Annotated in this window: 5 protein-coding genes, 1 tRNA gene and 2 rRNA genes; 6 read left to right on the forward strand and 2 right to left on the reverse strand. The window is 59.4% G+C overall.

What is annotated here, in order from left to right:
• The 5 genes from ABMA59_RS36800 to ABMA59_RS36820 form a co-directional block, all read left to right on the forward strand.
• A 23S ribosomal RNA gene (locus ABMA59_RS36800) occupies positions 1-178 on the forward strand; the annotation flags it as partial.
• Positions 179-458: 280 nt separating this feature from the next.
• A 5S ribosomal RNA gene (gene rrf / locus ABMA59_RS36805) occupies positions 459-573 on the forward strand.
• Between the two features lie 124 nt (positions 574-697).
• A tRNA-Met gene (locus ABMA59_RS36810) sits at positions 698-774 on the forward strand.
• A gap of 383 nt (positions 775-1,157) precedes the next feature.
• Complete coding sequence (locus ABMA59_RS36815) at positions 1,158-1,562, forward strand: NUDIX hydrolase (RefSeq protein ID WP_349010280.1); 405 nt, start codon at positions 1,158-1,160, stop codon at positions 1,560-1,562.
• A 110-nt stretch (positions 1,563-1,672) separates the two neighbouring features.
• Positions 1,673-2,107, forward strand: coding sequence for a hypothetical protein (locus ABMA59_RS36820; RefSeq protein WP_349010281.1), 435 nt, complete (start codon positions 1,673-1,675; stop codon positions 2,105-2,107).
• A 220-nt stretch (positions 2,108-2,327) separates the two neighbouring features.
• Here ABMA59_RS36820 and ABMA59_RS36825 read toward each other — a convergent pair whose 3' ends face one another.
• Positions 2,328-2,942, reverse strand: coding sequence for a thioesterase domain-containing protein (locus ABMA59_RS36825; protein WP_349010282.1), 615 nt, complete (start codon positions 2,940-2,942; stop codon positions 2,328-2,330).
• A gap of 352 nt (positions 2,943-3,294) precedes the next feature.
• Entirely contained in the window at positions 3,295-3,597 is a 303-nt protein-coding gene (locus tag ABMA59_RS36830) for a DUF1236 domain-containing protein (RefSeq protein WP_349010283.1), read from the reverse strand.
• Between the two features lie 514 nt (positions 3,598-4,111).
• Between ABMA59_RS36830 and ABMA59_RS36835 the strand changes: the two genes are divergently transcribed.
• The gene (locus ABMA59_RS36835) at positions 4,112-4,324 is read left to right on the forward strand and encodes a hypothetical protein (protein ID WP_349010284.1); all 213 of its coding nucleotides are present in this window, start codon (positions 4,112-4,114) and stop codon (positions 4,322-4,324) included.
• The last annotated feature ends 475 nt before the right edge of the window (positions 4,325-4,799 follow it).

Consider the following 4,799-nt stretch of genomic DNA (forward strand, 5'->3'; position numbering starts at 1 on the left):
GCATAGCAGGGTAGCTATATCCGGACGGGATAACCGCTGAAGGCATCTAAGCGGGAAACCCACCTTAAAACGAGTATTCCCTGAGAGCCGTGGAAGACGACCACGTTGATAGGCCGGGTGTGGAAGCGCAGCAATGTGTGAAGCTTACCGGTACTAATAGCTCGATCGGCTTGATCGTTCTCATTCTCAATGCCCAACCGATGAAATCGGATGGTTGATCTCTTGTCCTCGCGGCCGCATCGGCTGGCTCGCGCCAGCCTGGCCTCCGGACGGGGCGCGGCATAGGCCGCGACGCGCAGTCGCGCTTGCGAAGCTTCGCTTCGGGGGCGACTATCGCGGACAAAGGCACGGAAAGACAGGCGGACAGCGCGAGAGGCGCCGAATAAGAAACCCTATTCGCTACTCTCTATTCGCTATTCGCTCAAAACAGCTTCTCGAAACAACATGCTTTTCGCCGACCTGGTGGTCATGGCGGAGCGGCTGCACCCGATCCCATTCCGAACTCGGCCGTGAAACGCTCCAGCGCTGATGGTACTTCGTCTCAAGACGCGGGAGAGTAAGTCGCTGCCAGGTCTGCGAAACGCATGAAAATCTTCTCCTTACGAAAAACCCGCCCAAAAGGCGGCAAGGGCCGCCCTCAAGCGGCCTTTTCTGTTTGCAGGACCATGCTTCGTAGGCAAACGCCTACACTTGGTGGCGCGGGGTGGAGCAGCCCGGTAGCTCGTCAGGCTCATAACCTGAAGGTCGCAAGTTCAAATCTTGCCCCCGCAACCAAACCCTTCCAAAATCAGCTCCCACGGCCCGCCATCGCCAGGGCTTCCTATGGCCGGCTTCCGGATCATCATCCGTCAGGACGTTCCGGTCGGGGAGGAGCCGCGGGCCGAGCGCGCCCGCTGAGACAGTCTCTGAGCCGATTGCTACGTCGCGACCCGGAGCCGAGGCGCCCGGAAAAATGATGCAATTCGGGGGAACAAAGCTCGTCCGTCCAGGTTCGGGCCTCGGTTGCCAGCCCCGCTTGCCCCCAGGCAACCATATGGGAGCCCGTCATGTCCCCTCAACGTGGCGGGCTCCTGTCAGCGCAGCGGTCGAGACGTTACCGAGATGGCAAGGACTTGAGGACAAAGAAGGCGGAAGCGAAGGCGATTAAAGGGCGACGCTTGAAGCAGATCGGCGCGCTCCCGTTTCGTCGAGACGCCAAGGGTGCCATCCAGTTTCTCCTGGTGACATCGCGCGGTACGAGGCGATTTGTTATCCCCAAGGGTTGGCGGATGAGAAAACTTTCCGACAGGGAAGCTGCCGCCAAGGAGGCTATGCAGGAAGCTGGCGTGCTTGGCACGACCGCTTCGAAGCCGATAGGCCGTTACTTCTATTGGAAGCGCCTCAAGAAATTTTTCGTGCCGATCACCGTGGCTGTCTATCCCCTGGAGGTCAACGAGGAGATGTCGACCTGGCGGGAGCAACAAGAGCGCTTGCGGGAATGGGTCACCGCCGGTGAGGCTATGACGCTCGTCGACGAGCCCGAGCTGATCCACATTCTGGACGAAGCTGACCACACCCTCTGATCCTCCGCGTGAGTGAGGCAGTCGATTTCTCGCGTCATCCGGGGCAAGAGGTCCGCCAACCATCCAGACTTTAGCGAGTTGTTCGCAGGCTACTTCGGACGAGACGGCAATTGCCTTCGAAAGTCGGCCAGAATGACAACGATCCCATCACAGTCTTCGCGATCCACTTGCTGGGCCTCGTTCCAGCCATGCAGCCAGAATGCTTGTTCGGGCGTTCCCGTGCGATAGATGCAAGCCGACCGAGGCAGCCTGGCGCAATAGGCATCGACGCCTTCCTCGATAATCGCGCTGTTTGGGAAAGCCCGGAACATTCAGGAGGATGGCCGGTAAGCTGTCCGCTCCGTCCTTGCGACCTGCGTGAGGTCCTCAAGCCTTGCCATAATGGCATCGAAGGAGACATTGCCGCCATCGAAAACGGCCAGAGCCAGTTCCGCCACGTCCTGCCTGCGGTCATCGTTGTTCTTGATCTCGTGGTCCGAACAGTATTCGTCGACGACAGCGCGGAGCATGGAAAGCTGGTCGCGATTTACGGATCGGGAGCATAGCATCGGTTGGTTCCTCCTGCCGTGCAGCTTCACAGTTTTGCGGTCGCAGCGCATTTACATATGTGTGAATTTGACCCGCTTCTCGGAGTGCCGGCAGTTCCCAAATCGCATCGGAAATCTCGGCCAGTAAGAGTGCGGCGCCGCAAAATGGGAACGGGGATACGGCTCGGGCTATGTCGCCGCTGCGGTCGGAACATCTCGTCAGCCAACGAATGTACTTTCATGGGTGGGCCAGACAAGCCGCCTCGCCCGGAGAGGGTGCCTGCGGCCGTACCTGGCTCCCGTTGATGAGGGCGTGCTTCACATAGTCCAGAGCGGCGGGCTCCTTCGACACGCCGAGATGGTCATGCCGTCCCCCCTTGTGCAACTTTGACCAGTCCACTGTTTCCAGGCGGCCGGCAAAGGATTTTCCGGGCCGCAGTCGTGATGAGAGGGCGAATAGCCCGTCTGAGCCATACATATCGATCGCCCGGCGCACGTTGCAGGGCACTGGCGTCGGTCTGTATGCCTCGAAGGCGAGAAGCGTCTGTATCGGCACGCCGGCGGCGCGCAGGCGCTCGGCAAACTGGGTGGCCGCGTTGCCTCCCATCGAATAGCCGGCCACGGCGACCTGCGTTCCGGAATGGCGTGGCAGCGCCAGGAAGTTGTCGGCGGCCTTCTGCCATTCGGCTGGATTGTAGACATCGGCCCTGACGCCGGCGGCGCGTATATATTGCGTCAGGCTGAACATGCCGCTGCGCGCCATGTCGTCGCCGTCCGGCGTCAGTCCGGCGAAGAGATAGACTCTGCCCTTTTCGGAAGGCGGATTGGCAAGACCCCCTTTCTGAACGACCACCGATGAGCATCCCGCCAGGCACAAAGCGGCAAGCAGCGGCAGCAGCGCCGGGCGGCTCACGGGAGCGGAAGCCAGTGGCCACGCGTCTCGGCCTGGAATCACCAGAACCATGTGAAAACCGCTGCAAGCTCGACGAGAACCGCGCCCAACACTATCGCGTCCAGCGCTAGGCGTGCCGTCCTGCCGAAATCCGGATCTGTGTCGTTAGGATTTTGAAGAACCTTTGGGGTCATCGGACCGACCCTTAACTGGCGCCAATGCCGTGCCCGCTTCAGCCTCGCTTGGCGAGGCGCAAGATATATTCCCTTCCGTTCCGGAGCCTGGCGCCGCCAGGCTCCGGAACGGAAAAAGGTCAGTTCATCACATGGATGATCTTGTGGGTTCCGGGATCTACCAGCACCGTCTTGTTGTCGACGACCGTGTAGCGGTACTGCACGTCGGGTATAGTATGCAATTCGACCGTATCAGGAACCGTGCTGCCCACGTTCAGCTCAACGCCGGGCAGTTTGATCGAAGCGATCGGCTCCTTCTTCACATATTCCCGAACGACCGTTTCCTGCTCCGGCTTGAAGACGACCACGTCGTCGGCCATCGCAGAACCGGCAAATGCAGCCAGGGCGAGGGCCACGGCAGCGCTGGTGAGATAAGCCTTCATAATAATCTCCCTTGTCAGGACTGAATGCTTCGCTCTCTTCGTCGAAGCTGCTGACCAAACCGGGCCTAAAGCTGGATGTTCCTCCCTGGGGCTTCAGGCCCATGCCGCATGGGACTTAAGTCCCAGCCACAGGTGCATTGGACCGAGTGGCACAACCCTCTGGAACGTTCCTGAACCGCATTCCGTTTGCCGGGCACGCCAAAGGAGGCGGTCATGCACAACAGTGTTTACCAGGCACGATGGCTCTTCATACCGGTCATCACGGTCGGCGTCGCGTTCCTCGGCCTTGGGATGATTGTCAGTTGAATTCGCAGGTCCACAGATGCGCAGCAACAGTCCCTACCTGCGCAGACAGGCCCTTCGGCCTTAAGCTGAAGGGTAGTTGCCCGTCGCCGGGCCTCTGACAACCTCTTCTCGGCGACGGGTGCAATTTGGAAGTCGGCGGCGGATGTATGCCGATCGCGGGTCACAGGGTCCGGAATGGGAGGTGGGAGCTTCTTTCGGAGACGATCATATGAAAATCACGAATGTCCAGCTCATCCAAGGCAATAGCTCTGGCGCCTATCGCTTTACGATCGAGACCGACCTGCAATGCCAGGTTACGTTACAGGTCGACGTAGCGGCCAGGGGCGATTTGGGAGCCGTCGAAAAAACTGTCTGGGAGAAAGTAAGGAACACCGTTACCGAAATGGCCAATATCTTGGAGTTGCGAAACGGCACGCACTGACGCTGTCAATCGAGATGCGATTTGCGCAGTGAAAACAGGCGCCGCTCGCTTCCTCACAATTCATCGGCAAAAGCTTGCTCGACAAGTACGTCCGCTAATCCGGCTCCGATTCGCGATCGGGCCGATCTCGGATTATGACCGGCGTCCTGGAAAGGTCGGTCTCATCCGAACTCATTGCAAGCAAGCGTGTCGCTTCACCGATCGCCACCGACAGAAGATTCCTGAGATCGTCCGCGTCCGCGAAACCGTCGAGCTGCTTGCGGGCGGCCCTTAAGAGCGTGCCTGTTGATTTCCACTGAGAAGTGACCCAGTCGACGGAGGTTTTTCCATCGAGAATTGACCCATGTTTGAAGCTCCTCCCACACGGATTGTGTGGGGGACATCGGAGTGATCGACATGGAGTTATTGAGCGTCATCCGACGCTGGCACTACCGAGACCATCTTTCGATCCGCGACATCTCGCGCCGAACCGGAC

Source organism: Mesorhizobium yinganensis (assembly GCF_040081985.1).
In the GTDB taxonomy this organism is placed as follows: Bacteria; Pseudomonadota; Alphaproteobacteria; order Rhizobiales; family Rhizobiaceae; genus Kumtagia; species Kumtagia yinganensis.